22 protein-coding genes are annotated in these 25,435 nt (G+C 53.7%); 9 read left to right on the plus strand and 13 right to left on the minus strand.

What is annotated here, in order from left to right; genetic code table 11:
- Window positions 1-24 precede the first annotated feature (24 nt).
- The 9 genes from CIK78_RS13935 to CIK78_RS18100 form a co-directional block, all read right to left on the minus strand.
- Entirely contained in the window at window positions 25-1,341 is a 1,317-nt protein-coding gene (locus tag CIK78_RS13935; RefSeq protein ID WP_096281207.1) for an oligosaccharide flippase family protein, read from the minus strand.
- Window positions 1,342-1,606: 265 nt separating this feature from the next.
- A complete protein-coding gene (locus CIK78_RS13940; protein ID WP_096282391.1) occupies window positions 1,607-2,626 on the minus strand; it encodes a porin in 1,020 nt (339 codons plus the stop codon).
- A 226-nt stretch (window positions 2,627-2,852) separates the two neighbouring features.
- The gene (locus CIK78_RS13945) at window positions 2,853-3,965 is read right to left on the minus strand and encodes a porin (protein WP_096281209.1); all 1,113 of its coding nucleotides are present in this window, start codon (window positions 3,963-3,965) and stop codon (window positions 2,853-2,855) included.
- Between the two features lie 264 nt (window positions 3,966-4,229).
- Window positions 4,230-5,111, minus strand: a complete 882-nt coding sequence (locus tag CIK78_RS13950; protein WP_096281211.1) for a ProQ/FINO family protein — start codon at window positions 5,109-5,111, stop codon at window positions 4,230-4,232.
- A 20-nt stretch (window positions 5,112-5,131) separates the two neighbouring features.
- Complete coding sequence (locus CIK78_RS13955) at window positions 5,132-5,662, minus strand: dihydrofolate reductase (RefSeq protein WP_096281213.1); 531 nt, start codon at window positions 5,660-5,662, stop codon at window positions 5,132-5,134.
- Complete coding sequence (locus CIK78_RS13960) at window positions 5,659-6,477, minus strand: thymidylate synthase (RefSeq protein ID WP_096281215.1); 819 nt, start codon at window positions 6,475-6,477, stop codon at window positions 5,659-5,661. Before CIK78_RS13960 ends, CIK78_RS13955 begins: the two co-directional genes overlap by 4 nt.
- Window positions 6,478-6,580: 103 nt before the next feature.
- Window positions 6,581-7,384, minus strand: coding sequence for a prolipoprotein diacylglyceryl transferase (gene lgt / locus CIK78_RS13965; RefSeq protein ID WP_096281217.1), 804 nt, complete (start codon window positions 7,382-7,384; stop codon window positions 6,581-6,583).
- 98 nt (window positions 7,385-7,482) lie between these two features.
- Window positions 7,483-8,532, minus strand: coding sequence for a response regulator (locus tag CIK78_RS13970; RefSeq protein ID WP_255249104.1), 1,050 nt, complete (start codon window positions 8,530-8,532; stop codon window positions 7,483-7,485).
- On the minus strand, window positions 8,495-8,644 hold the full coding sequence (locus CIK78_RS18100; RefSeq protein WP_255249105.1) for a hypothetical protein: 150 nt from the start codon (window positions 8,642-8,644) through the stop codon (window positions 8,495-8,497). The genes CIK78_RS13970 and CIK78_RS18100 overlap by 38 nt, the downstream gene beginning before the upstream one ends.
- Before the next feature lie 170 nt (window positions 8,645-8,814).
- On the opposite strand from CIK78_RS18100, the gene CIK78_RS13975 reads away from it, so the two are divergent.
- A complete protein-coding gene (locus CIK78_RS13975; protein WP_096281222.1) occupies window positions 8,815-9,633 on the plus strand; it encodes an NRDE family protein in 819 nt (272 codons plus the stop codon).
- An 11-nt stretch (window positions 9,634-9,644) separates the two neighbouring features.
- On the opposite strand, the gene ptsP is transcribed toward CIK78_RS13975, so the two are convergent.
- The gene (gene ptsP / locus CIK78_RS13980) at window positions 9,645-11,906 is read right to left on the minus strand and encodes a phosphoenolpyruvate--protein phosphotransferase (RefSeq protein WP_096281224.1); all 2,262 of its coding nucleotides are present in this window, start codon (window positions 11,904-11,906) and stop codon (window positions 9,645-9,647) included.
- Between the two features lie 63 nt (window positions 11,907-11,969).
- Window positions 11,970-12,485: an RNA pyrophosphohydrolase gene (gene rppH / locus CIK78_RS13985; protein WP_096281226.1), complete on the minus strand. Its 516-nt coding sequence runs from the start codon at window positions 12,483-12,485 to the stop codon at window positions 11,970-11,972.
- 192 nt (window positions 12,486-12,677) lie between these two features.
- Here rppH and CIK78_RS13990 point away from each other — a divergent pair, with 192 nt between their 5' ends.
- Window positions 12,678-13,334: an HAD family hydrolase gene (locus tag CIK78_RS13990; protein WP_096281228.1), complete on the plus strand. Its 657-nt coding sequence runs from the start codon at window positions 12,678-12,680 to the stop codon at window positions 13,332-13,334.
- 144 nt (window positions 13,335-13,478) lie between these two features.
- Here the strand turns inward: CIK78_RS13990 and CIK78_RS13995 are convergent, their stop codons facing one another.
- Window positions 13,479-14,453, minus strand: coding sequence for a malate dehydrogenase (locus tag CIK78_RS13995; protein WP_096281230.1), 975 nt, complete (start codon window positions 14,451-14,453; stop codon window positions 13,479-13,481).
- Between the two features lie 278 nt (window positions 14,454-14,731).
- Here CIK78_RS13995 and CIK78_RS14000 point away from each other — a divergent pair, with 278 nt between their 5' ends.
- Both CIK78_RS14000 and CIK78_RS14005 read left to right on the plus strand, forming a co-directional pair.
- Window positions 14,732-15,853 (plus strand): efflux RND transporter periplasmic adaptor subunit, encoded by a 1,122-nt coding sequence (locus tag CIK78_RS14000; protein WP_096281232.1) that lies wholly within the window; start codon window positions 14,732-14,734, stop codon window positions 15,851-15,853.
- Window positions 15,837-18,929 carry an efflux RND transporter permease subunit gene (locus CIK78_RS14005; protein ID WP_096281235.1) on the plus strand — a complete coding sequence of 1,031 codons (3,093 nt, stop codon included), beginning with the start codon at window positions 15,837-15,839 and terminating at the stop codon, window positions 18,927-18,929. Before CIK78_RS14000 ends, CIK78_RS14005 begins: the two co-directional genes overlap by 17 nt.
- Window positions 18,930-19,011: 82 nt before the next feature.
- On the opposite strand, the gene rsd is transcribed toward CIK78_RS14005, so the two are convergent.
- Entirely contained in the window at window positions 19,012-19,500 is a 489-nt protein-coding gene (rsd, locus tag CIK78_RS14010) for a sigma D regulator (RefSeq protein ID WP_096281237.1), read from the minus strand.
- Between the two features lie 419 nt (window positions 19,501-19,919).
- On the opposite strand from rsd, the gene CIK78_RS14015 reads away from it, so the two are divergent.
- From CIK78_RS14015 to CIK78_RS14035, 5 genes are read left to right on the plus strand one after another with little or no spacing between them, the layout of a single operon-like run.
- Window positions 19,920-22,205 carry a bifunctional salicylyl-CoA 5-hydroxylase/oxidoreductase gene (locus CIK78_RS14015; protein ID WP_096281239.1) on the plus strand — a complete coding sequence of 762 codons (2,286 nt, stop codon included), beginning with the start codon at window positions 19,920-19,922 and terminating at the stop codon, window positions 22,203-22,205.
- Entirely contained in the window at window positions 22,202-22,942 is a 741-nt protein-coding gene (locus CIK78_RS14020; protein ID WP_096281241.1) for an SDR family NAD(P)-dependent oxidoreductase, read from the plus strand. The genes CIK78_RS14015 and CIK78_RS14020 overlap by 4 nt, the downstream gene beginning before the upstream one ends.
- The gene (locus CIK78_RS14025) at window positions 22,939-23,400 is read left to right on the plus strand and encodes a MarR family transcriptional regulator (protein WP_096281243.1); all 462 of its coding nucleotides are present in this window, start codon (window positions 22,939-22,941) and stop codon (window positions 23,398-23,400) included. The genes CIK78_RS14020 and CIK78_RS14025 overlap by 4 nt, the downstream gene beginning before the upstream one ends.
- Entirely contained in the window at window positions 23,388-24,200 is an 813-nt protein-coding gene (locus CIK78_RS14030; protein ID WP_096281245.1) for an enoyl-CoA hydratase family protein, read from the plus strand. Before CIK78_RS14025 ends, CIK78_RS14030 begins: the two co-directional genes overlap by 13 nt.
- Complete coding sequence (locus CIK78_RS14035; protein WP_096281247.1) at window positions 24,200-25,333, plus strand: acyl-CoA dehydrogenase family protein; 1,134 nt, start codon at window positions 24,200-24,202, stop codon at window positions 25,331-25,333. Before CIK78_RS14030 ends, CIK78_RS14035 begins: the two co-directional genes overlap by 1 nt.
- Window positions 25,334-25,435 lie beyond the last annotated feature (102 nt).

Raw genomic sequence — 25,435 nt, forward strand, 5'->3', positions numbered from 1 at the left:
AATGCCTTTTAGAAACTAAAAATATTAACTATTAAACTTAACAGCCTCTCTCCAGTCGATGACTAAAAAGCCGAACTTTTTATTGACAACATACAATGCCACCACATTTTGTATCAGCAGGCATAGTAGTAGCGACAGCGCAGCACCATTAGCATTATACATGGGAATGAGCAGCAGTGATGCTAGCCCGCCAATCACTACCGACCAAATCAGAATATTCCTCGCGGATTTTTGTTCGCCCGCCATTAGCAGCAACAATATGATAGACCCAGTCATAACATTTATCAATTGGGCAACCACCAAGATCCTTAGCACGCTACTTGCACCGTCATAATCTGATCCAAATAGCCCCAGCACGGCTTCTGGCCATACAAGGAATAGTGCCGCAGGTAAAAATGCAACACACGTCATTTGAAAAGCGCTTTTCTGAGCTAATTCTCGTAAACTTTTGTGATCATTTTCATGCTGCAGCCTAGAAAATCTTGGCCCAAGAATACTATCGTAGACCGTTAAAATGAAACCAATAATCATTGCCAGCCTAAGCCCTAGGCTAAATATCGCAACATCGCTTTCATCATGAAAAAAGCCTAGTACGATTCCGGCTCCCCACTGGGTATAATAAAATATGATACCTACAAGTAAAAAGTCGGGGAGACTTTTGTAAAAGCTTTTTGAAAAGCTCACTTTCTCTAGCGATACGAACCGGCAGTCTTTGTATATCTTTATCACATACCACACTGCTAATAATAAATAAAAAAACAAGATACAACCTAACGCTAAAATAAGCTCAAGAGCACTAAACTCATAATCAAATAGGCTACCGAGCACTACCAGAAAACTCAATATAATTGAGATACAACCTATCTCAAAAAAACATGAAACATTTGCTCTTCCCCAACCCTTCATAAGAAAATTACATAAATAAATAACACTATAAAGCGGAGATATAACAGCCGTTATTTTCAAACTATCAACACCATTCTCAACTGAAGAGAATAGCATTTGAGCAATCGCAGGGGCAAAAAACCATAATAAAATTGAAAACAGGCAGCCTACCAAAATATTAACGAACATTGAGCGCTGGTAAATCCACTTCACCTCTTTTTTATTACCATTAGAGGTTGCTATTCCCATAAACTTAAGGGTAGCTCTGTCTGTCCCAAGACTGGTAAACACCTGAACCCCGATCATCACAGACAGGCATAGCATAAATGCGCCAAACGCTTGAACGGTTACAAATGTAGCCAAGACATAGGAGAGTAAAAAAGTCCCTCCAGCCGCAATACCCCTGGCAGAAAAGGTAGTTAGCAGCTGGCTTTTCATGACTTTTTTGACAAGCATTCTAGATTTCTCTTCTTGATTCAAAAAACTAAGTATAATATATTCTGGAAATATTTTTAGGGTTGAATCATACCTGTTTGTTTAGAACCATGTAACACGTAACTTCTCATCACCTCATTTAATCCACTTTCTATTAGTTTATTCCTAGCTATTGCGCGCTTTATCAAGACGGGGTCGAAAAAAAAGCTCTCGCTGTAATGGCGAGAGCCTTGTACTCAATCATTTATACTATTGATCATTTTATACATGAGCAATAAATGCGTACTCAAAAGTGATAACGTGCCCCTGCCAGCCAATACGTACTATCAGCCAAGCTTTCATGCCGTAGGCTAGGTGCATCGCTATCGGCTAGCTCTACAAACACATCAAACGCGTCAGACACCTTATAGTACGTGCCTGCTGCCCAGGCATTGCTTTCTTCGCCTTTATCCCGCTCTACGTTGTAGTAATCTGCGACAAATGCCCAAGGACCCACGGTATAGGTGGCGCCAACGCCAGCAGTGTCGAACCCTCCCCCATAGAGGTCGCTATCTGCTTGCGTTTCCAACCCAAGGCGTGTGGATAACTGATCAGATATGTCATAGGACCCTATCAAGCCATAGAGCATTTCGCCATTGCCGCCGCCACGTACCACGTTTTCTACTGCGCCCAGCCCGACCTTCAGCGAACCATGCTGATAGCGGACACCGCCTTGCGTGGCGACAACCTCGCCCTCTCTACTCTGCTCGTCAACCGTCAATCCTCGCTCACTGTAGTGCTTGAACTGCACAAAGGTAGTGAAACCATTTAGCGCTGGGGTGTAATAACCGATGGAATCGCCACGCGACTGTATACCCGAAGAGTTGAACAGCAGCCCACGGTCTAGGTAAACATCAAATGGCAATGAAACAAACTGAGCGTAAAAGCTATCAAAGTTGCCTGCTTGAAATGTTCCATAGCGTTTGCTTGCCAAGCCAATATAGCTCTGACGAGTTTCATCAAAGCCATTATTTGCATCATCTTCATTGCCCTTGAAACGCCACTCTAAACGACCAAACGCGGTTAGATCAGATGTGACTTCATGGCTCATTCTAAAGCCTAGGCGTGAGTAAATATCGACAAACTCAACGCCATCATTCACTGCGTTACCGGCACTATCAAACTCGGGACCGCCACCCGCGACCCCCATGGCGATGCGGCCGTAGACATCTAGCTGAGTACCATCTTGATTATAAAGCGTGGTGGCGTGGGCAACAGAGCCCCAAAAACTGCCACTAACAGCTGCGGCTAGCATCACTTTTTTCATTATCACCATCCCTTACTTTCTTTTTATACGCATATGCGCAAAATGCTTACCTATGAATAACAATGTTATATCATAACTCAAAATTAGGGAAGATATTGATGCTTTTTAATATCACTAACATCTACTTTACAGCCTTTCATATATACAAAAAAACCGGCCTCATAAGAGGCCGGTTCTATTGGTTCTGCTAGGCAGCTACCCTTAAAGCAAGGTGGTTAAACCAAGCTTAGAAGTGGTAACGAGCGCCTGTCAGCCAGTATACTTCGTCAGTCAGGTCGCCAACTACGTCGCCCAGATTGGTGTCGCTGTTGATGCGGTTAGATGCATCAGCATCGGCGACTTCTAGGAATACGTCGAAGCTGCTAGAAACGTTGTAGTAGCTGCCCAGTGCCCAGGATTTGCTGGTTTCTTCACCGTCACGCTCAACGTTGTAGAAATCACCAGTGAATGCCCAAGGACCGGTGGTGAAAGTACCACCTAGGCCAACCTTGTCATAGCCATTTTCGTCGCTAGCGCCACGAAGATCGTAACCGCTGTTGTTGTCACGCGTTTCATAACCAAGACGCGCAGAGAACTGGTCAGTGAAATCGTAAGAACCGATCAGGCCGTAAAGCATTTCGCCGTTACCGCCGCCACGCTTCACATCTTCAACAAAGCCTAGACCAACAGTCACAGGGCCCTGTGCGTAGCGAACACCACCTTGTGGTGCTACAACACTGCCTTCATTAGAAACTTCACCAAATTCTCTGCCCCTATCTTGCCCATCTTCAAGCAGTCCGCGCTCACTGTAGTGTTTCAACTGCAAGAAGGCAGTGAAACCGCTCAGGTCAGGCGTGTAGTAACCGATAGAGTCGCCACGTGACTGTTTCGGATGACCAGCAAATTCTAGGCCACGATCGATGTAAACATCGAACGGCAGAGAAACAAACTGATTGTAGAAGCTGTCAAAGTTACCCGCTTGGAAAGTACCGAACTGGTCACTTTGCAAACCTAGGTACGCTTGACGAGTTTCCGAGAATGCATCGAAGTTGTTACCGTTGCGGTTACCAGACTCATCAGCACGGAAACGCCACTCAAGACGACCGAAAGCAGTCAGGTCACGAGAAACTTCGTGGCTCATGCGCAGACCAAGACGAGAGAAAACGTCTACGAACTCAGCGCCGTCATCAATACGGTTGCCAGCACTATTGAATTCAGGGCCGCCACCAGCGATACCCATGGCGATACGGCCATAGATATCCAGCTTAGTACCGTCTTGGTCGTATACAGTTGCTGCTTGTGCTGCAGCAGAGGCACCCAAGGCACCAACGATAGCAGTCGCTAAAAGTGTTTTTTTCATGATGTAAGTTCCTTAACTCGTATACTGTTTCGATCGTTGCTGCTCGGCTCTTAATAAGCCGGCAGGTGGCTTTTGCGGGCCATGCTCTTTTCCCATCCGCCGGTTTTTCCCGGAGGTATGCGGCATGTCCTCAACTAAGCCTTGTTATAGTCCAATGCTCGCAGGACAAACTCTATACCGGGATTCCTATGAACGCAATAGAAAAAAACAGTGTTTCTTTACTATTTGCACTTTTTTATGGAACCCCTGCACCGCCATCCGGTCTCAGCCGCCCTTGAACTTCTGCTGTAGACCTAACAATTTGTCTTCCATGCTAAGCGAGCTGCGGGACTCATTTTTTTCCATATCAGGTTGCTTAGCCACATTCTGGTGGCTTTCTTCAGCTGCCGGAGAGGACTTTTTAGCTTGAGCTTGTTTTTGTGGCTTACTTACTTTCGACGCACCATTTTTCGCCCTACTATCTTTCGACTTACCATCTTGCGATTTAACATCATGCGGCTCACCGCGTTTTTCTGATGCATGCAATGCCGCTTGTTTATCCACATTTCCCGCAGGTTGCCCATCTAAATCAACCCGTTCAGCGCCAGCTCGGACTGCTTTGATATAGCGCGGCAGATTAACATAGTTAGCCAGGGCACGGCGTACAAGCTTGCTCGGCCATGCTTCCCGTTCAGCTAAATCTTGATGAATGCCCACTTTCAGCGGCTTAGTATGGCCTTTGAAGAACGCTTTCGGGTAGCGCTCATACCATTCATTAAGTAGCGCGTGTGGGGACGGTGCCTGCGATGTTACGGCAGCAGGCTGAAGTGACAATGATTCATTTTTTTGCGCTTCATCTAAGCCCGCACTGCTTACCCGCTCTTCAGACGGATCATTTGATGACGCTTCAGCGAGATTTTCAACTTCTTCAGTTTCAGTTTCAGCTTCAGTTTTTTCAATTATCGCACTGGCTTCAGTGGCAGCGACTGCTTCGGCTGCAGGAGAGTTCTGGGACGTTGCCGCACTTGGCTCGCCCTGCGGTAGCGCATTGTTGCCTACCAGCTGCTTTAAGCGCTGATTTTCCTCACGCAGGGCCTGTAGCTCAGCTTGGGTGCTCTCAAGACGCTGTTCTAAATCATCTAGCATAGTTATTAAGCTGGCGGCCATAGCCTTCTCCTTTGACCTTATCAGTCGGCGGTGCGCTCGTAGACGACGAAATCGTAATGTGGCTGCCCTTCCGCTGGCTGCCCCGCTACGCGCTGCACTTCGCGCCACACCCGGCCATCAATTTCCGGAAACGTGGCATCACCCTCTACGTCACAATCCACTTCTGTTATATAGAGCCTCTGAGCAAAGGGTAACGCCTGGCGATAAATCTCGCCGCCCCCCATCACCATAATCTCTTCTGCTGCCTCAATGGTGGCATGCTGGTCAGCTAGTGCAAGCGCTGCTGGAAGATCATGACAAACACGCACGCCTTCGTGAACAAACTCAGCATTACGTGTCACCACAACATTGAGCCGATTCGGCAGCGCTTTACCAATTGATGCAAACGTTTTGCGCCCCATCACCAGCGGCTTTGCCTGTGTCATACGTTTGAAGAACTTTAAATCTTCAGGCAAATACCAGGGCAGTTTGCCCTCAACGCCAATTACCCTATTTCGCGCCATAGCGACAATCATAGCCACCGGCACTAATGGATCGACGTTAGTGCTCATACCGCCACCTTCGCTTTGATGTGAGGGTGTGCCTCGTATGCGTCAATTTGGATATCTTCAAACCGGAACGCAAACAAGTCGTTTATTTCTGGATTAAGCACCAGCTGCGGTGCTGCTTTCGGCGTGCGGGTCAGCTGTTCTTGCGCCTGCTCCAGATGATTACTGTACAGGTGAGCGTCGCCCAGCGTATGAATAAACTCACCGGGCTGAAGGCCAGCCACCTGAGCCACCATCGTTAGCAGCAGAGCGTAGCTGGCAATGTTGAACGGAACACCTAAGAAAATATCGGCGCTGCGCTGATAGAGCTGGCACGACAGTTTTCCGTTTGCCACATAAAATTGGAAAAGGCAGTGGCACGGCGGAAGCTGCATTTCATCTACTTGAGCGGGGTTCCAGGCAGACACAATCAGCCTGCGCGACTGGGGCGTCGTGCGAATTTGCCCTAACACCTTAGCGATTTGGTCAACGCTACCGCCCTTAGGGTCAGGCCAGCTACGCCATTGATAGCCGTAAACGGGGCCCAGATCACCGTTTTCATCGGCCCAGTCGTCCCATATCCGCACGCCGTGATCTTTTAGGTAAGCGATATTAGTGTCGCCTTTCAAGAACCATAGAAGCTCATGGATAATAGAGCGCAGGTGCAGCTTTTTAGTCGTCAGCAGCGGAAAGCCACGCGACAAATCAAAGCGCATCTGATGACCAAACACGGAGCGAGTGCCCACGCCGGTGCGGTCATGGCGGTCAACGCCATGCTCTAAAACAGTCTTCATTAAGTCTAAATAGGGTTGCTCTAGCGCGGGCGTTGTAGCAGTCACAGAATTTCCAAATTAACAGGCGATGTAGCGGTTCATTTTAGGTGGAGAGGTCATAAGGGGCAATGTGAAGATTCCCCCTCGCCTTTACTCAACCTGCTAATACTTATCCTTTGGCGTTTTGTATTTGAACATCAACTGGCTGGGAGCGTGACCAGGCGATGATTATCAGCCCTAACGCAATCATCGGTAGCGTTAGCAGCATGCCCATCGTGACCCAATCGAAAGCAATAAACCCAATGTGTGCATCGGGCAGGCGAACAAACTCGACCATAAAGCGGAAAACGCCGTAGCAGACTAAAAACAGGCCTGAGACAAACCCACGCGCGGTTGACTTGGCAGAAACCCACCACAAAATGGCGAAGAGCACCGCTCCTTCCAGTAGCGCCTCATAAAGCGCAGAGGGATGGCGCGGCTCAGGCCCCATACCTGGAAAGGGCATGCCCCAGGGCAGCGACGTCAAACGCCCAGGCAGCTCATGATTAATAAAATTACCGATACGCCCAGCACCTAAACCAATCGGCACTAGCGGCGCGATAAAGTCCGTAAGCGTTAGAAACGCTAATTTTTTTCGTCTTGCGAATATCCAGGCGGCGAGTAATACACCGAGCAGCCCGCCGTGAAAACTCATCCCGCCATCCCACACGCGGAAAATCCACAGAAGATCGGCTGACCACTGCCCCAATCCATAAAATAACGCGTAGCCCAAACGCCCACCCGCGACGACACCTATCGCACAATAGAAAAGTAAGTCGCCGATATCATCATTATTGAGACCTAAGCGCGATGCACGCCGGCAGCCAAGCCACCAGGCCGCTACAAAACCTACTACGTACATCAAGCCATACCAATGGACTTGCAGCGGGCCCAAGGAGATAGCCACTGGGTCAATCGTCGGGTAGTTAATCATTTACACTCTCTAAGCTGACTAAAAGGATCAATTATTGAGGGCCATTCATATAACAGACTGTGCAGCACGGCTACCCCAATGAAACCGGCTGCCAGGGCTCATGTAGAAGCATCCACGTTTATCGTGCCAGGAAACCAGTGAACGATAATATTGAGCAGTGTTTCTGGCTGATACGGCTTTGCTAGCAGGTCATCCATCCCGGCTGCTAGGCAGGCATCGCGCCCTGCATTGTCGGCATTAGCCGTTAGCGCTACCAGCACACTTTTATCACGTTCATGTGTACGCTCGTAATTGCGCCAGCGCCGGGTCGTTTCGAGCCCATCTAGCGTGGGCATAAAAATATCCATAAATACCAAGTCAAACATGGCGCTTTGCTGGCGCTCAAGCGCCTCTTCCCCACTGCTTACGCCCTCCACCTGAAGCCCCTGGGCCTCCAGCATTTGACGCGCCAACATCAAATTAACCGGCCCATCATCAACGACTAGCACGCGCAAACGCCGCTGCGGTGCATCAGTATCAGGCATCGATTGATTTCCCTGCTGGCCACTTTTACCTTTGTCCGCATTTTGAAGCGCCAGACTAGCGAGCAGTGACCGAATATCTGAAAGGCGCTCACGTACACCAAGCACCCACTGCCGGCAGCCATTCGTCAAATCCTGATCAGCTGTTGTACTCAGATACTCAAATAGCTTATCAGTCTCATTTTGCAGCAGCGCTAAGTAGCCAGACTTTAACCGCGACTCTTCGCGCGCCCGCTCACGTCCTGCCATCAGATGTTTCAACTGACGCTGCTGATGCTGAATATCGTCCAATAGCGACTGCTCATGCTCTTGCTGCGTCTGCTGAGCGGTAGCGCTGGCGGTTTGTGAACAGACAATGCAGCGTTCAATCTCGGCTAATACGCCATTCACGCTGGCTAAGCGCTGAAGCGGGAGTTGAGACTCATCGGCGGCCTTAAGTGGCACGCACCGATGCTCTGGCAGCGAACGTGACGCCGTGGCGAATAGTGCCTGACTGTGCCGTTCAAGCTCAGCAAGCTCTTGCATAAAGCGGCTATCTTTACGCCGTGCACGGGTTTTAATCAGCATCAGGAAAGCACCGACATTCAAGCTACTGCCGATCAGCATTGCCAATGCCAGCCAGAGCATAGTGCTCCATGACACGTAGCTTGGCGACATCCACCACACCATCGACGCCACAGCGAGGCACAGGAATATTAACGCTGCTTGTAAAAACAACAGTGGCCAAAGGAGCGGCCATATAATGGCTCCCCAAAAATGCTCCCTTTGATAGCGTTGCGTCATCTCGCCTTCCTGATGGCCATACGGCCTGTGATAATGATACCGGCCTAAGTGTACGTCTACACTTCGTTACTGTCATGCAGGCCGTTGACTGAACGCTTTTTACTTTCTGACCTGTGAGTTTGCGCTATGTGCTTAATTACGTTCGCTTGGCAACCCAGCACCTCCATGCCGTTACGACTCATCGGTAATCGCGATGAGCTCCACGCACGCCCCACCGCACCGCTTGACTACTGGGAAGGAAATGCTGACGTTGCAGGCGGGCGCGATTTAGAGGCCGGCGGCTCTTGGCTGGCGGCCAAGCGAGGCGGCGTCGTGGCCGCACTGACCAATGTCCGCGACCCTCAGCTCGTCGTACCGCCCGGCGCGCCAAGTCGAGGTGAGTTAGTGGCGGATGCCCTGAAATGCAATGATATTAACGTGTGGCTAACAGCGCTCAGCCAAGGTGATGCTTTACGCTATGCGGGATTTAATTTGCTCGTGGCAACACCGCAGCGGCTGTGGCTCCTGCATCGTAGCCAAGAGCAACTTACACTCAATGAAGTGCCCCCTGGCGTGCACGGCTTATCCAACGCCAACCTTAACTCACCGTGGCCTAAGCTATTGCATGTACGCAGCGCACTTGAAAGCGCACTTGAAAGCGCACTTGAAAGCGCACTTGAAAACGCATCTGAAAACAACTCCTCGGAAGATTGGTCCATCGCCGTTCAACGAGCGATGCAAAATCCACAAGAAGCCGCTAACGAAGAACTACCCGATACAGGGGTAGGCCTTGCGCTAGAACGCCAGCTCTCCGCTGCGTTTATTGTTGGCGAGCGCTACGGCACACGCGCCACATCGTGGCTAACGCTTGATGCCCAAGGCAATATCGACATCACTGAGCAGCGCTTTGGGCCGCTGGGGCGCAATGAAGGCGAAACCTCCCTAGCGCTACGCAGCGGCGTGTGATGACGCCTTTTCTAGTCTCGCGGCGGCATCAGGTGTGATAGTTGCCATTCGTCTAGACGGTTCTCAAGATGCGTATGTACCAAGGCAGGCGTATCCAACGTCATGACTTCTTTAAGCAACTGTTGGGCATCCGTCATCGGCACTCGGCGGATGGCTGCGCGCACTTTAGGCAGGCTAGGCGCATTCATGGAAAGACTAGTAAAGCCCATCGCCATCAACAGCAGCGCCCCGGCCGGATCACCGGCCAACTCACCGCATAGCGAAATGGGTTTATTGAGGCGCTGAGCATCGTGGGAAAGCTCTTGTAAGGCGCCCAGCAGCGCGGGATGCAGCGCATCGTAAAGGCTGGATACCCGTGGATTATTGCGGTCCACCGCCAGCAAATACTGAGTAAGGTCGTTGCTACCCACGGAGAAGAAATCGATACGCTTGGCCAAGGCGTCCATTTGGTAAATGGTCGCAGGCACTTCGATCATTACCCCCACCTGAGGCCGGATGACGCTGATACCTTCCTCGCCTAGTTCCAAAATAGCGCGGTCCAGCAGGCGCAACGCTTCATCCACTTCTTCTACGTTGGTGATCATCGGAAACAGAACATAAAGATTATCCAGATCGACCGATGCTTTTAGCATGGCGCGCAGCTGCACCATCAATACTTCCGGGTGATCCAGCGTGACGCGCATACCGCGCCAGCCAAGAAACGGGTTAGCCTCTTCAATCGGGAAGTAAGGCAAATCTTTATCGCCACCGATATCTAGCGTACGCATAACGACTGGCAGCGGCGCAAAGCCTTCTAACTGGTCTCGGTAAAGACGAGTCTGTTCTTTTTCGCCGGGGAAGCGCTCGGTAATCATAAAAGGCACTTCGGTACGATAAAGGCCTACGCCGCCTATGCGACTTTTCAGCAGCGCGTTGGCATCTACCGCAAGCCCGGTATTGACCATCAGTGGCATGGTATAGCCATCAGGCGTTACGCTGGGCAAATCCTGCTCATGCTCCAGAAACTCGCTCAGCGCCTTCTCTTCAGCAATCAAGCTTGCGTAGCGCGCGGTCAGCTCGGGCGCTGGGCGCACAAACAAGCGGCCACGATGACCATCTAACACCACCGGCGCTCCGCCTAGACGCGGCAGTGGCAAATCCACCATGCCGAGCACGGTGGGAATGCCCATCGCGCGGGCGACAATTGCCACATGAGAGGTGCTGGAGCCCCGCACTGACACCAGCCCTTTAAGCTTATCGCGAGGAACTTCACCCAGCATAGCGACGCTAATTTCATCGCCCACTAAAATGGCGTTATCGGGATAGGTTTCCGGCGTAGAGGGCGTATCTTCCTGCAGGTGTGCAAGCACGCGGCGACCTAGATCACGAATGTCTGCCGCGCGCTCACGCAGGTAGTTATCGTCAACTCGCTCTAAATACTGCACGTGACGACGCACTACATCGGCCAGAGCACCGGGCGCCCACTGCCCTTCGCGAATACGCTTTTCAACTTCATCGGCTAGCGCGGCTTCGCCCAGCATCTGCTGATAAACATCAAATAGCGCTAATTCTTGAACCGATATGCGGCTTGCTAAGCGTTCTGCCGCCGCGCGGATTTCGCTACGGGTTTTGCCAATGGCCTCTTTCAAGCGAGCAACTTCGTAATCCTGATCGCTAGGAACGAGATCCGGCACGCTGTTCAGATCCGCTGGCGGCGTAATGACCACCGCCTCACCCATGGCCATGCCTGGCGATGCAGCAACGCCTTTAAACATTGCCTGGCCACCCGCAAGCGCCGGGCGCATTAGGTTACCGGTTGCCAAGGCATGCGCCAGCACGCCCGCCAACTGAGCAGCCATCGTGACCAAAAAGGCTTCATCTTCATCATCATAGCTGCGCTTTTCAGCCTGCTGAACGACCAATACGCCCAGCATATGACGCTGGTGAATGATCGGCACGCCTAAGAAACTTGAATAGCGCTCCTCACCGGTGGATTCAAAATAGCGAAACTGCGGGTGAGTCTGGGCATCTTCAAGATTAAGCGGCTCGCTACGCTTGGCCACTAAGCCAACCAGGCCTTCACCTAACGGTAATACGACACGCCCCACCGCCTGGGTGCGCAGGCCAATGGTTTCCATCAATATAAGTGAATCAAGCGCTTTATCATAAAGGTAGAAGGAGCACACATCGGTCTGCATCGCTTTACGGATTCGGCGTACCATCGTAGACAGCGCGGCATCAAGGGTACGCGCGCTATTCACTTCCTGAATAACACGGCGCAGCACCTCAAGCATGGACGTTTTACCTTTCACTGTTATTTGCCTCGCTGAGGAATTTCTTGGCAGACTCGCGCCGCCCTAGTGTGGCAGCCAGCAGTCGCCCCATTCTTCATCCTGTGCCAGGCGCTGAACGCGGGGAGACAGCTCCCGCAGCGCGCGCCGATAGACCTCTCGCTTAAAAGGCACCACTTGCCCTAACGGATACCAATAGCTGACCCAGCGCCAACCATCAAACTCGGGCGTTGGGGTAGCCGTCATGCATATTTGGCTTTCCTGGCAACGAATTTTAAGTAAAAACCACTTCTGCTTCTGGCCTATGCAGACCGGACGCGAATGTGTGCGAATCATGCGTCGTGGCAGACGGTAGCGTAGCCAGCCCCGGGTGCAAGCAACAATATCAACATCGTCGGCGGTTAAACCGATCTCCTCAAAAAGCTCACGAAAAAGCGCTTGTTGTGGCGTCTCGCTTGCATTGATGCCCCCTTGGGGAAATTGCCACGCATTCTGTCCCACCCGACGTGCCCAAAGCAGCTGCCCCTGGCTATTGGCAATGATAATGCCAACATTGGGGCGAAAGCCGTCAGCGTCGATCACGGACATCACCTTATAAATTTTCAGTTACCCCCATTTTTCCACAAGGGTGACAAGCGTATCAATACATTATAACGCCATACGGTGAATGCTTATGCTGCGCGGGTGGGAAAGCCTGGACGACTCTGCGATAATTCGCCCCTTTGTAGACCAGTACCAAGCACTTATAACCACTGATTAAAAAGGGTGAGCATCGTGAGTCTGGCCATTTTCGATTTGGATAATACGCTGCTATCCACCGACAGCGATCATGCCTGGGGTGAGTTTTTACTCGAACAAGGCGTCGTTGACCCCATTGCTTACCGTGAAGCCAATGAACGTTTTATGGCCGACTACAATGCGGGCAAGCTGGATATGGCGGCCTTTTTGGAAGTGGCACTTAAACCGCTGGCCGATAATTTGCCCGAACAGCTTTCTGCTTGGCATCAGCAGTTTATGGTTAGCAAAATTGAGCCACATATTTTACCCAAAGCAGAGGAATTGCTGGCGCGCCACCGCACCCAAGGCGACACGCTGTTGATCATTACCGCCACCAACCGCTTTATTACTGCGCCAATCGCCGAGCGACTGGGTGTGGATAACTTGATCGCCGTGAACCCTGAAGTAAAAGAGGGCCGCTACACAGGGCGTGTTTCCGGTATTCCCAGCTTTCGTGAAGGCAAAGTGACTCGCTTGAATCAATGGTTAGAACAGCAAGATCTCTCGATGGACGGCGCTTGGTTTTACAGCGACTCGCACAATGACCTACCGTTACTGGAAAAAGTCGATCACCCCATCGCGGTAGACCCCGACGACACCCTGCGCCAAGTGGCAGAAGAACGCCAATGGCGGATCATGAGCCTGCGCGACTGATATCAGTAGACCGTTGTAGTAAGTAGTAAGTAGTAAGGAGTAAGGAGTAAGGAGTAAGGAGTCAGCGCCAATAAAAAACCCCACAAGCATGGCTTGTGGGGCTGGCGTTGACTGGCGCTCAGATATAAGCGGCAGTTAACGGGTCTAGCCGAGCAGATGCTCAACCGCTGCACGTTCTTCGCGCAGTTCTTTCTCGCTCGCTTTCATCTTCTCTTGGCTGAATTCGTCCAGCTCAAAGCCTTGAACGATTTCATACTTACCACCCTGGCAACGCACGGGGTAGGAGTAGATGATGCCTTCTTCGATGCCGTAGCTGCCGTCAGACGGAATCGCCATGCTGACGATACCTTTAGAGCCTAGCGCCCAGTCGTGCATATGGTCGATGGCTGAAGAAGCGGCAGAGGCGGCAGAAGAGGCGCCACGTGCTTTGATGATCGCCGCGCCGCGCTGCTGCACGGTGGGGATAAAGTCGTTTTCGTACCAGTCGCGCTCAACCAAATCAGCTGCCGCTTTACCGTCAACCTTGCACTGGGCAATGTCGGGGTACTGGGTGGCACTGTGGTTGCCCCAGATGATCATGTTTTCAACATCTGTCACGTGCTTGCCGGTTTTCTGTGCCAGCTGGGTCAGAGCGCGGTTGTGATCCAAACGCGTCATCGCGGTGAACTGACCGGCATTTAGATCCGGCGCGTTGCAAGAAGCAATCAGCGCGTTAGTGTTAGCAGGGTTACCCACCACCAGCACTTTAACGTCACGGCTAGCGTGGTCATTCAGCGCTTTACCCTGGACAGAGAAGATCGCTGCGTTGGCTTCCAGCAGGTCTTTACGCTCCATGCCGGGGCCACGCGGACGTGCGCCAACCAGTAGAGCGAAGTCGGCGTCTTTAAACGCGACGTTCGGGTCATCGGTCGCGACGATGTCTTTCACCAGCGGGAAAGCACAGTCGTTAACTTCCATAACCACGCCGTTCAGGGCGTCCATTGCCTGAGGAATTTCCAGAAGCTGGAGAATGACAGGCTGATCCGGCCCCAGCATGTCGCCAGCGGCGATGCGGAAAATAAGAGAGTAGCTGATCTGGCCGGCACCGCCGGTAATCGCAATACGTACTGGATCTTTCATCATTGCTCCTTGATTGGTTCGCCTAGGGATGGTTCTCGCCTGAGGAGTGGTTCAACAGAACTCAAGACGCCAAGATGGTATGCCCAGCCGGGCAAAAACTCAATCAGACATGCGACTACGACCTATTTAACCAACGTACCGTTCCCCATCGGCTTGCTACTCGCTGAAAACACCGAGTTGCGTTATGGTGTCATCGTCTTAACGCCCTACCTGCTTGTTGCTAAGCTTTTTTTGTTACGTTGTTTGTTAAGCTTTTTATTAAGGACATGGACGCCCCCATGCGAAGAATCCCCTTTTCTTATGCCCTGGCTAGCCTACTGGTGCTGGCGCTGGTGATATGGCTCGCGTTTGGCAATTTCCAGCGTTTCCAAACAATGCCGCCAGATGCCCCCGCGCGCAGCCAAACAGGCCCGCGCGTTGAAGTAATTGAACAGCAGAGCACACCGTTTATTCCACAGCAGATCATCCAGGGCCAGCTAACCGCCGAACGTGAAACCACTTTGCGTGCCAACTTAGCGGGCTTTGTGACGGAGAAGCCGGTAACTCAAGGCAGCCGTGTCCAGGCGGGCGACACCTTGCTAGTGCTGGATAACGATGCTCTGCCCGAGCAGCTGCAGCAAGCCCGCGACGAACTGGCAGTGGCCGAAGCGGAGTACAGCGGTGCGCGCAACCTGCGCCAGCGAGAGTTAATTTCACAGCCCGAACTATTGCGCCTACAGAGTGCGCTCAGCGCTAACGCCGCCTCGGTGGCACAGCTACAGAAACAACTCAACGATAGCCGCCCCACTGCGCCGTTCGATGGTGTGCTAGATCGCGTGCAGGTAGAGGTGGGTGATCTATTGCAGCCCGGTGAAGAGTGGGCCCAGCTAGTGGATGATCGCCGTTTGAAGGGCGCAGCCTGGGTATCTCAACAGCAGGTAGGTGAGTTGACCGAGGGCTTGCCGGTCACCGCACGGCTGCTGAATGGCGATCACCTGGAAGGCGAGCTGACCTTTATAAGTCACCGTGCCGAAGAAGCCACACGCACCTTTTATATTGAGGCCACATTGGACAACCCGGCCGGTAAGCGACTAGCAGGCGCCAGTGCGGAGCTCACCATTATTCTGCCGCCTCGCCAAGTTCACACGCTCTCGCCTGCGCTACTTAGCCTAAACGGCGAAGGCCAACTGGCCGTTAAACATTTAGATGCTAACGACCAAGTGCAGCAAACCGCTGTGCAGTTGGTCAGCGCCGACATACAGCGTGCTTACGTTGCGGGTTTACCGGATCCGCTGCGCCTGATTACGCTTGGCGCTGGCATGGTGGACATCGGCGAAACGGTTACGCCGGTACCTGCTGAAGACCCCATCATTTCGCAACCGCAAGTCGGGCAGGATAGCGTTCATGCGCCAGTTGATTAATGCGGCGTTAGAGCACACCCGCACCACGCTACTGTTATTGGTGAGCCTGCTTTTGGCGGGTACCGTCGCTTGGCAGATGATTCCTAAAGAAGCCAACCCTGACGTTACGATCCCGATGATTTATGTCTCGCTGTCGCTGGAAGGCGTTAGCCCAGAAGACGGAGAACGGCTGCTCATTCGGCCCATGGAGCAAGAGCTTCGCGGCATTGAAGGGCTACGCAAGTTCACCGCTCAATCCAGCGAAGGGCATGGTTCCATCACTCTGGAGTTTGATCCCGGCTTTGACCCGGACACCGCGCTGACTGACGTTCGCGACCGGGTAGATATTGCCCGTAGCGAGCTGCCTTCAGAAGCCGATGAGCCGCGAGTCATGGAGGTCAACGTTTCAGAGTTCCCGGTGTTAACAATTGGCCTTTCCGGGCAGCTGGATACCCGCGAGCGCATTACCGTTGCCAGACGCTTGCAAGAGGAAATTGAAGGCATCGCCGATGTGCTAGAGGTCGATATTGCCGGCGACCGTGAAGACCTGCTGGAAATAGTCGTTGATCCGCTAGTGCTCGAAAGCTACGGCGTCGATTTTGATGCCCTGTTTAATCAGGTGTCTCGCAATAATCGCTTGGTCGCTGCGGGTAGTATCGATACCGGCGCCGGGCGTTTAGCGCTCAAAGTGCCTGGCATCATTGAGTCCCTTGAAGACGTCATGAATATGCCGGTCAAAGTCGAGGATGACAAAGTCGTCACCTTTGGCGACGTAGCATGGATTCAGCCTACCTATAAATCTCCTGAGGGTTTTGCCCGTATAGATGGCCAGCCAGCGGTGGTGCTAGAAGTTTCCAAGCGCGCCGGGGCGAACATCATCGCAACGATTAGCGCGGTACGTGAGCGTTTAGCACAAGCCGGTGATTTACTGCCCGAGCAGCTGAGCTTCACCACTATTTTGGATGAGTCGACCACCGTTGCCAATATGCTTTCAGAGCTATTAAACAACGTATTGACCGCCGTGGTGCTGGTGCTGATTGTGGTGGTCGCGGTGATGGGATGGCGCATGGCGCTGCTAGTCGGCCTGACGATACCAGGCGCTTTTTTAACCGGCATACTGCTGGTGTGGGCGTTTGGCTTTACGCTCAACATTGTGGTGCTGTTCGCGCTGATTTTAGTGGCCGGCATGCTGGTGGACGGTGCGATCGTGGTGAGCGAGCTAGCTGACCGCTACTTACGGGATGGCCAAACGCCTCACCAAGCGTGGCTAAACGCCGCGTCACGCATGAGCTGGCCGGTAATCGCCTCTACCGCTACCACGCTCGCCGTCTTTATCCCCTTACTGTTCTGGCCCGGCGTGGTGGGTCAATTTATGAAGTACCTGCCCGCTACGGTGATTCTGTGCCTACTGGCGTCGCTGGCCATGGCGCTGATATTTTTACCAACGCTGGGCCGACTGTTTACCCGCACCGCGACGAACCAAACAGATGCTAGCCTTGAGCCCGCCGCCACCTCATTAGGCCGCGGCTATCGGCATGTGCTTGCCCGCTTACTCAAACATCCGGCGTGGGTGTTGCTCGTCACCGTGTTGCTAATGGTGCTGCTGTATACCGGCTATGCACGCTTTAATCACGGCATCGATTTTTTCCCTAACGTTGAGCCAGATAGTGCCCAGGTGCTTGTTCGCGCTCGTGGTGATTTCTCCGCAGAAGAGACCGATGCCATTGTCCAGCGAGTGGAAGCTAAGCTCTCCGGCCTGAGCGAAGTGAGAGCGCTCTATGCGCGCTCCTTTGCGCTACCCAACGAGCAGATGGGCAATGATGTGATTGGCATGCTCCAATTCCAGTTTATCGACTGGCATAAGCGTCGCCCTGCTCGGGAAATATTAGCCGACATGGCCGATCGCACTCGCGATATTCCCGGCATTACGCTTGAATTTCAGGAACAAGAATCGGGCCCCGGCGGCGGCAAGCCGATTGTGCTAGAAGTGAGCGCCATCAACCCCGATGTTGCCGATGCAGGCGTTGGCCAACTCACCCAGCTAATGCGCGAGCTGGGTGGCTTTGTCGATATTCAGGACAATCGCAGCTTGCCGGGCGTGGAGTGGCAGGTGAACGTGGATCGCGAGGCCGCCGCACGCATGGGCACCGACATCACCACGATTGGTAGCGCGGTGCAGCTGCTCACCACGGGCCTTCAGGTAGCGAGCTACCGGCCGCCGGAAGTCAGCGATGAGGTCGATATTCGCGTGCGCCTACCGCAACACTGGCGCTCGTTAGATCAGTTAGAGCGCCTGACCATCAACACTCAGCGTGGGCAGGTGCCGATCTCGCATTTCGTGACGCTAGAGCCCGCGCCTAAAGTGGGCACACTTAGCCGTATTGATGGCCGCCGCGCCATTACGGTTGACGCTGACCTAGCCCCGGGCTATCTCGCCGACGAACGCCTGCGCGCCCTGCTCGACGCCAGCCGCGACAGCCTACCCGATGGGCTAATGGTAAACGTTGCTGGCGAGCAGGAAGATCAGCAGGAGTCGATGCAGTTTCTGGTCAGCGCGTTCCTAATCGCTATCGGCCTGATGGCGATTATTTTGGTGACCCAGTTTAACAGTTTCTATCAGGCGGGCCTGGTGCTGTCGGCGATCGTTTTCTCTACCGCCGGTGTACTGATGGGCCTGCTAATAACCGGCCAGGCGTTTGGCATTGTGATGGTGGGCATGGGCGTCATTGCCCTGGCGGGCATCGTCGTCAACAACAATATTGTCTTGATTGACACCTATAACGAGCTGCGTGACGAAGGCATGACGCCGAGCGAGGCGGCCCTGGAAGCAGGCTGCTTGCGCTTACGCCCGGTACTGCTAACGGCGATCACCACGGTGCTGGGGCTGATGCCGATGGTACTGGGTATCAACGTCGACCTATTTACCCCTGCGCTCGGCTTTAATGCGCCTTCTGCTCAGTGGTGGACACAGATGTCCAGCGCGATTGCGGGTGGCCTCACCTTCGCCACCGCGCTCACGCTACTGCTCACTCCTTGTATGCTGGTGATTGGCGGCCAATTGCGTCGTGAATCACGAGTAGCCAGCAGCGAACGATAAGCAAGCAACAAGATGCCACGACGACAAAAGCGCCGCATGGCGGCGCCTATTAAACTGTCTGCGTTAGCTTATATAAGGAAAATTAAGCAGGTGCTTTGGCGTTCTGCGGGCTGTTAGCGGCATGCAGGCGCGCAATCAGCTGGTCTTCGAGCGCGAAGCGCTCCGTCAGGCCTCGGGCCAGACGGTCAATCCAGGCGGGCAAACGGGCAATATTCTGCTCGCAGCTGAGCGTAGAGCCAAAGTCAGCATCAAACTCCAGCACCATTTCGGTCGACATCTCTAAGCGCTCTAGTAATTTAGCCGCGATAACTAACGCAGCCTCATCGCCAAAGGCTTGCGCTTCTTCCGAAAGCTGAGGGTAAATTTCAAAATGACCGGCGCTGATGTAGTCCATCAACTGCTCACTGAAGGTATCGATAGGCGCTTTGCTCACCGCTTCTAGCTCAGCATCACACGCCTCTTTTAGCTCAATGAAGCTAATTAACAGCTGGCGACGCTGATCTAGCCAGCGGTCAATCAAGGCGTGCACGCCCCCCCAGCGCTCCAGGGCATTTTTGCAATCTTCGAGCATGGAGCTATCTCCTTAACGATGCATAACTCGCCATAATTATGCGTGGCGATCTGCATAATCCTATACATAAGTATTTACTTAACGACTCGTTTAGCCGCGACTAGCATTGAATAGGCTTAGATTCTCTTCTCTTCCTACCCCTGTCAATCCCAGCCAGTACGGTTTCCGTAGCACTAAAAACTCACCCACCATAACACTTTCTTCTATAGCCGATGGCAAGCGCCCCCAAGCAGCAGGCCATGGCGTGGTGCTAACTTTTTTATGCTCTCACCTTCCGGTGTCTTTTGCGAGCAAAGCAGTAAAGTGCGTAGCAGCAGGCCTTTTGCAAATATATTTTAAACCTAAACATTTTATGCTTGAATTTTATTACTTCTTTTTCTATCTTCAGAAAAGAGTGTGTTTCCCTGTGGAGAACAAAAATGAGAATCGCCTGCCTCGGCGGAGGGCCAGCCGGCCTTTATTTTGCCATCAGCATGAAACTGCAGGACCCTTCCCATGACATCGTAGTCATCGAGCGCAACCGTGCAGACGATACGTTCGGCTGGGGCGTGGTTTTATCAGACGAAACCTTAGATAACCTTGCAGCCAATGACCCGGTGAGTGCAGCGCGTATTCGCGAACATTTCGCTTATTGGGATGATGTAGCGGTCGTCCATAAAGGCGTTAAAACCGTTTCCACCGGCCACGGTTTTTGTGGCATTGGCCGGCGTCAGCTATTGATTCTCTTACAGGCCCGCGCACGTGAACTGGGCGTCGAGATGCGCTTTGAAACCGATGCCACGGAAACCAGCATTGACCGTTATCGGCATGAGTACGATTTGGTACTGGCCGCCGATGGCCTTAACTCTCGTACGCGCCAAACCTACGCGGAACATTTCAAACCTGATATTGACGTACGAGCGTGTAAGTTTGTCTGGCTAGGAACGCACCAAACCTTTAACGATGCATTTACCTTTATTTTCGAAAAGACCGAACATGGCTGGGTCTGGGCGCACGCCTATCAGTTTGATAACGACACAGCGACCTTTATTGTCGAATGCAGTGAAGCCACCTGGCAGGCATTTGGCTTCGGCGAGCTGAGCCAACAGGCGTCTATTGACGTCTGCGAACGCATTTTTGCCAAGCACTTAGGTGGGCACCCGCTGATGACCAATGCCCACCATGTGCGCGGCTCGGCGTGGATCAATTTCCCGCGCGTGCTGTGTGAACAGTGGCGCTATGAAAACGTCGTGCTCATGGGCGATGCCGCCGCGACGGCGCATTTCTCGATTGGCTCAGGCTCCAAACTCGCGCTAGAAAGTGCTATTGCCCTGGCTAACTGCCTGCACAGCGAGAGCAGCATCGCCACGGCGGTTGCCCGCTATGAAGAAGAGCGTCGTTTCGAGGTGCTGCGCTTACAGTCAGCCGCCCGCAACTCTACCGAATGGTTTGAAGAAGTAGAGCGCTACTTGGACCTCGACCCGGTTCAGTTCAACTATTCGCTATTGACGCGCTCCCAGCGCATTAGCCATGAAAACCTGCGCGTGCGCGACCCGCAGTGGCTAGAAAGCGCTGAGCGCTGGTTTCAAACCCAAGCAGGCAACCCTGGCAGCGCTCGCGCGCCGATGTTCGCGCCTTACCAGCTACGTGATATGACGTTGATCAATCGCGTCGTGGTCTCACCCATGGCGCAGTACAAGGCCATTGATGGCTGCCCTACCGATTGGCATTTTAGTCATTACGCTGAGCGCGCTAAAGGCGGCGCTGGTTTGGTGTATACCGAAATGACCTGCGTTAGCCCCACCGGCCGGATTACCCCAGGCTGCCCGGGGCTGTATGCACCTGAACACGAAGCGGCGTGGCGTAGGCTATGTGATTTTGTACACGCAGAAACCAAGGCCAAATTATGCGCGCAGCTGGGCCACTCCGGCGCTAAAGGCTCCACTCAGTTGGGCTGGGAAGAGATGGATGCCCCGCTTGCCGACGGCAACTGGCCACTGCTTTCAGCCTCCGCGGTGCCGTGGGCCGCGAGTAACCAAGTGCCCAAAGCGATGGACCGCGACGATATGGACCGCGTGCGCGATGCGTTTGTCCGTGCCGCGCAGATGGCTGATCGTGCGGGCTTTGACATGATTGAGATTCATGCAGCACACGGCTATTTGCTCTCTTCATTTATTACCCCGCTGACCAACCACCGCGACGATGAGTACGGCGGTAGCCTTGATAACCGCCTCCGCTACCCGCTGGAAGTAATTAACGCCGTGCGCAGCGTTTGGCCGGCCCATAAGCCGCTATCGGTCCGTATTTCCGCCAACGACTGGTGCGGCGAAGAAGGCATTACTCCCGATGATGCCGTTGAGATTGCCAAGCGTCTGCGCGATGCCCAGGTCGATATCATCGATGTTTCAGCCGGGCAAACGTCGCCACAGGCCAAGCCGGTGTATGGGCGCATGTTCCAAACGCCGTTTTCTGACCGTATACGCAACGAGACACCGATTGCCACTATGGCCGTGGGCAATATTTACCAAGCCGACCACGTGAACTCGATTCTGATGGCCGGTCGCGCCGACTTAGTCTGTATCGCCCGCCCTCATCTTGCTGACCCTTACTGGCTTCTTCACGTAGCGGCAGGGTTAGGCGACAGCGACGTTGAGTGGCCCGCCCCTTACCGCGCAGGCGCCGATCAGCTACAGCGTTTGGCAGAACGTGGCGAGGGCTGGGTATGAGCCTGACCGGCAAGCGAGCGGTAATTACCGGCGGCGGTAGCGGTATCGGCGCCGACATGGCGCTGACTTTTGCCAGTGCAGGGGCTGAGGTGACGATTATCGGGCGTCGCAAAGCGGCTCTGAAATCCGTCGCTGACCAGCATCGTGGTATTCAATTTTCGGTCGTTGATGTCACCGACGAGGCCGCCATGGTGGCTTTTTTTGCCCAGTTTGGCAGGGTCGACATTGTGGTTGCCAACGCGGGTGCGGCGGAAAGCGCGCCCTTCGCCAAAACGTCGCTTGAACAGTGGCAGCGCATGCTAAACGTTAATCTTAGCGGCGTGTTTCTGACGCTACGCGAAGGCCTTAAACAGTTGAATGACGGCGGCCGCCTGATTGCCGTCGCGTCCACCGCAGGCCTTAAAGGCTATGCCTATGTGGGCGCTTACTGCGCAGCCAAGCATGGCGTGGTCGGTCTGGTACGAGCCCTGGCTATCGAAACGGCCACGCGTAACATTACCGTAAATGCACTGTGCCCCGGTTTTACCGACACGCCGTTATTGGCTGCCAGCGTTGACACCATTGTGGCCAAAACGGGGCAGTCAGCCGAGCAGGCAACCTCGCACTTTGAAGCGACTAACCCGACCGGGCGGCTGGTCACGCCGGCGGAAGTCAGTGCTACGGCCCTTTGGCTATGTGGCCTCAACAGCAGCGCGATAACCGGGCAGGCAATCTCTATTTCAGGCGGTGAAGTATGACGGACGAACGTTTAACCAAAGAACGCCTGCGCTTGTGGCTGCGCATGCTGCGCGTTACCCGCCAGGTAGAGTCCGCGCTGCGTGAGCGCCTGCGCACGGAATATGACTCTACGCTACCGCGCTTTGACGTCATGGCCGCTTTATCTGCCAATGCAGAAGGCCTGAAAATGAACGAGCTATCTCGCCGCCTGCGGGTTTCCAACGGCAACGTCACCGGCATTATTGATCGTTTGGTGGAAGATGGCTTCGTGCAGCGCATTGCGATTGAAGGCGACCGTCGTGCCACCCGCGTGTGCCTTACTAAGGCCGGCCAGGAAAGCTTTAACGGCATGGCCGCTGCCCATGAGCGCTGGGTGAATGCACTGTTTGAAGAAGTCACCGAAGCGGATGCTCATCATATAGGCGAGCTGCTTCACCGCTTACCTACCGATACGAGAACAATAAAATGCAAAGCATGAAGGAATTAGTCCCCGAGCACTTTATCTGGGAAATGAAAGGTGACGTCGCGGTTATTCGACTGAATCGTCCGGAACGTAAAAACCCGCTGACCTTCGAAAGCTACGCTGAGCTTCGCGATACCTTTCGCGACCTTGCCTACGCTTCGGATGTTCACGCGGTGGTGTTTACCGCTAACGGCGATAACTTCTGCTCGGGCGGCGATGTGCATGAAATTATCGGCCCTCTGGTAGGCCGCGACATGAAAGGCCTGCTCGAATTCACCCGCATGACCGGCGACTTGGTCAAGGCGATGCTGAACTGCGGCAAACCGATTATCGCCGCCGTCGACGGCATTTGCGTCGGTGCCGGGGCGATTATCGCCATGGCCTCGGATATCCGCTTTGCCACCCCCCGCGCCAGCACCGCATTTCTGTTTACTCGTGTGGGGCTGGCGGGTTGCGACATGGGTGCCTGCGCGATACTACCGCGCATTATCGGTCAAGGCCGAGCGGCGGATTTGCTCTACAGCGGGCGCAGCATGAGCGCCGAGGAAGGCCTGCAATGGGGCTTTTATAACCGCGTAGTGACCCCTGAGTCGCTTATTGACGACGCCCTTGCCTACGCCACCCGCCTGGCTCAAGGGCCTACCTTTGGCCACAGCATTACCAAAACACAGCTTAACCAGGAGTGGTCGATGAGCCTAGAGCAGGCCATTGAATCAGAAGCGCAGGCGCAGGCTATCTGCATGCAAACCAATGACTTTGAACGCGCCTACCACGCTTTTGTAGCCAAACAAAAACCTGAGTTCAAGGGGGACTGATGAGCGACAAGAGCTTCCTAGCATGGCCCTTCTTTGAGGCTAAGCACCGCGATCTTGCTGAGCAGCTTGAAGCATGGTGCCAAGCACAGCTGCCCCGCGATCATAGCGATGTGGATGCGACCTGCGTGCAGCTTGTGCGCGACCTGGGCGCGGCGGGCTTCTTACAAGGTACCTCAGGCGAGCATATCGACGTGCGCAGCCTGTGCCTGATTCGCGAAACGCTGGCCCGCCACGATGGATTGGCCGACTTTGCCTTTGCCATGCAGGGTCTGGGCACCGGCGCAATCAATCTATACGGCAGCGATGAGCAGAAAAAGTGGCTGGATAAAACCCGCCGCGGCGAAGCGCTTTCGGCGTTTGCTCTCAGCGAGCCTCGTTCTGGCTCAGACGTGGCTCAGCTGGACACCACGGCTGAGCGCGACGGCGACAGCTACCGCCTCAATGGCGAAAAGACCTGGATTTCCAACGGCGGCATTGCTGATATTTACACGGTCTTCGCTCGCACCGGTGAAGGCCCTGGCGCCAAAGGGCTTTCCGCCTTTCTAGTGCCTGCAGATACCCTCGGGCTGGAAATTCGTGAGCGCTTGGAGTCTGTAGCGCCTCATCCGTTAGCGCGGCTAGGCTTTAACGATATGGTGCTACCGGCTAGCGCGCTAATCGGCCAAGCTGGGCAAGGTTTTCGCATTGCCATGTCGGTACTGGATGTTTTCCGCTCAACGGTAGGTGCCGCGGCCCTCGGCTTCGCACGCCGGGCGCTCGATGAGTCGTTATCTCGCAGCCGCTCTCGCGAGCTGTTCGGCGCCACGCTTTCTGATCTGCAGATGGTGCAAGGCCACTTAGCCGATATGGCACTGAACGTCGATGCCGCCGCCCTATTGGTGTATCGCGCTGCCTGGGCTAAAGACCAAGGCGCTGAACGTGTTACCCGTGAAGCGGCGATGGCCAAGCTTTTTGCCACCGATCAAGCACAGCTCGTTATTGATCAGGCGGTTCAGCTGCATGGCGGTGACGGCGTACGTAAAGGCCATATTATCGAAAGCCTCTACCGGGAAATCCGCGCGCTGCGTATTTATGAAGGTGCGTCCGACGTACAAAAAATAGTGATCGCCCGCAGCATGCTCGCCGAGGAATAAGCAGACAAATAAACAGCCAGAAGCCACACCGCTTGAGTAAGTTTTATCCAAAACAATAAAACATTACGCCAGACACCGTATCCCTGCCCACGGCGCACTTAA

This window comes from Halomonas sp. JB37, from assembly GCF_002332255.1.
GTDB lineage: Bacteria > Pseudomonadota > Gammaproteobacteria > Pseudomonadales > Halomonadaceae > Vreelandella > Vreelandella casei.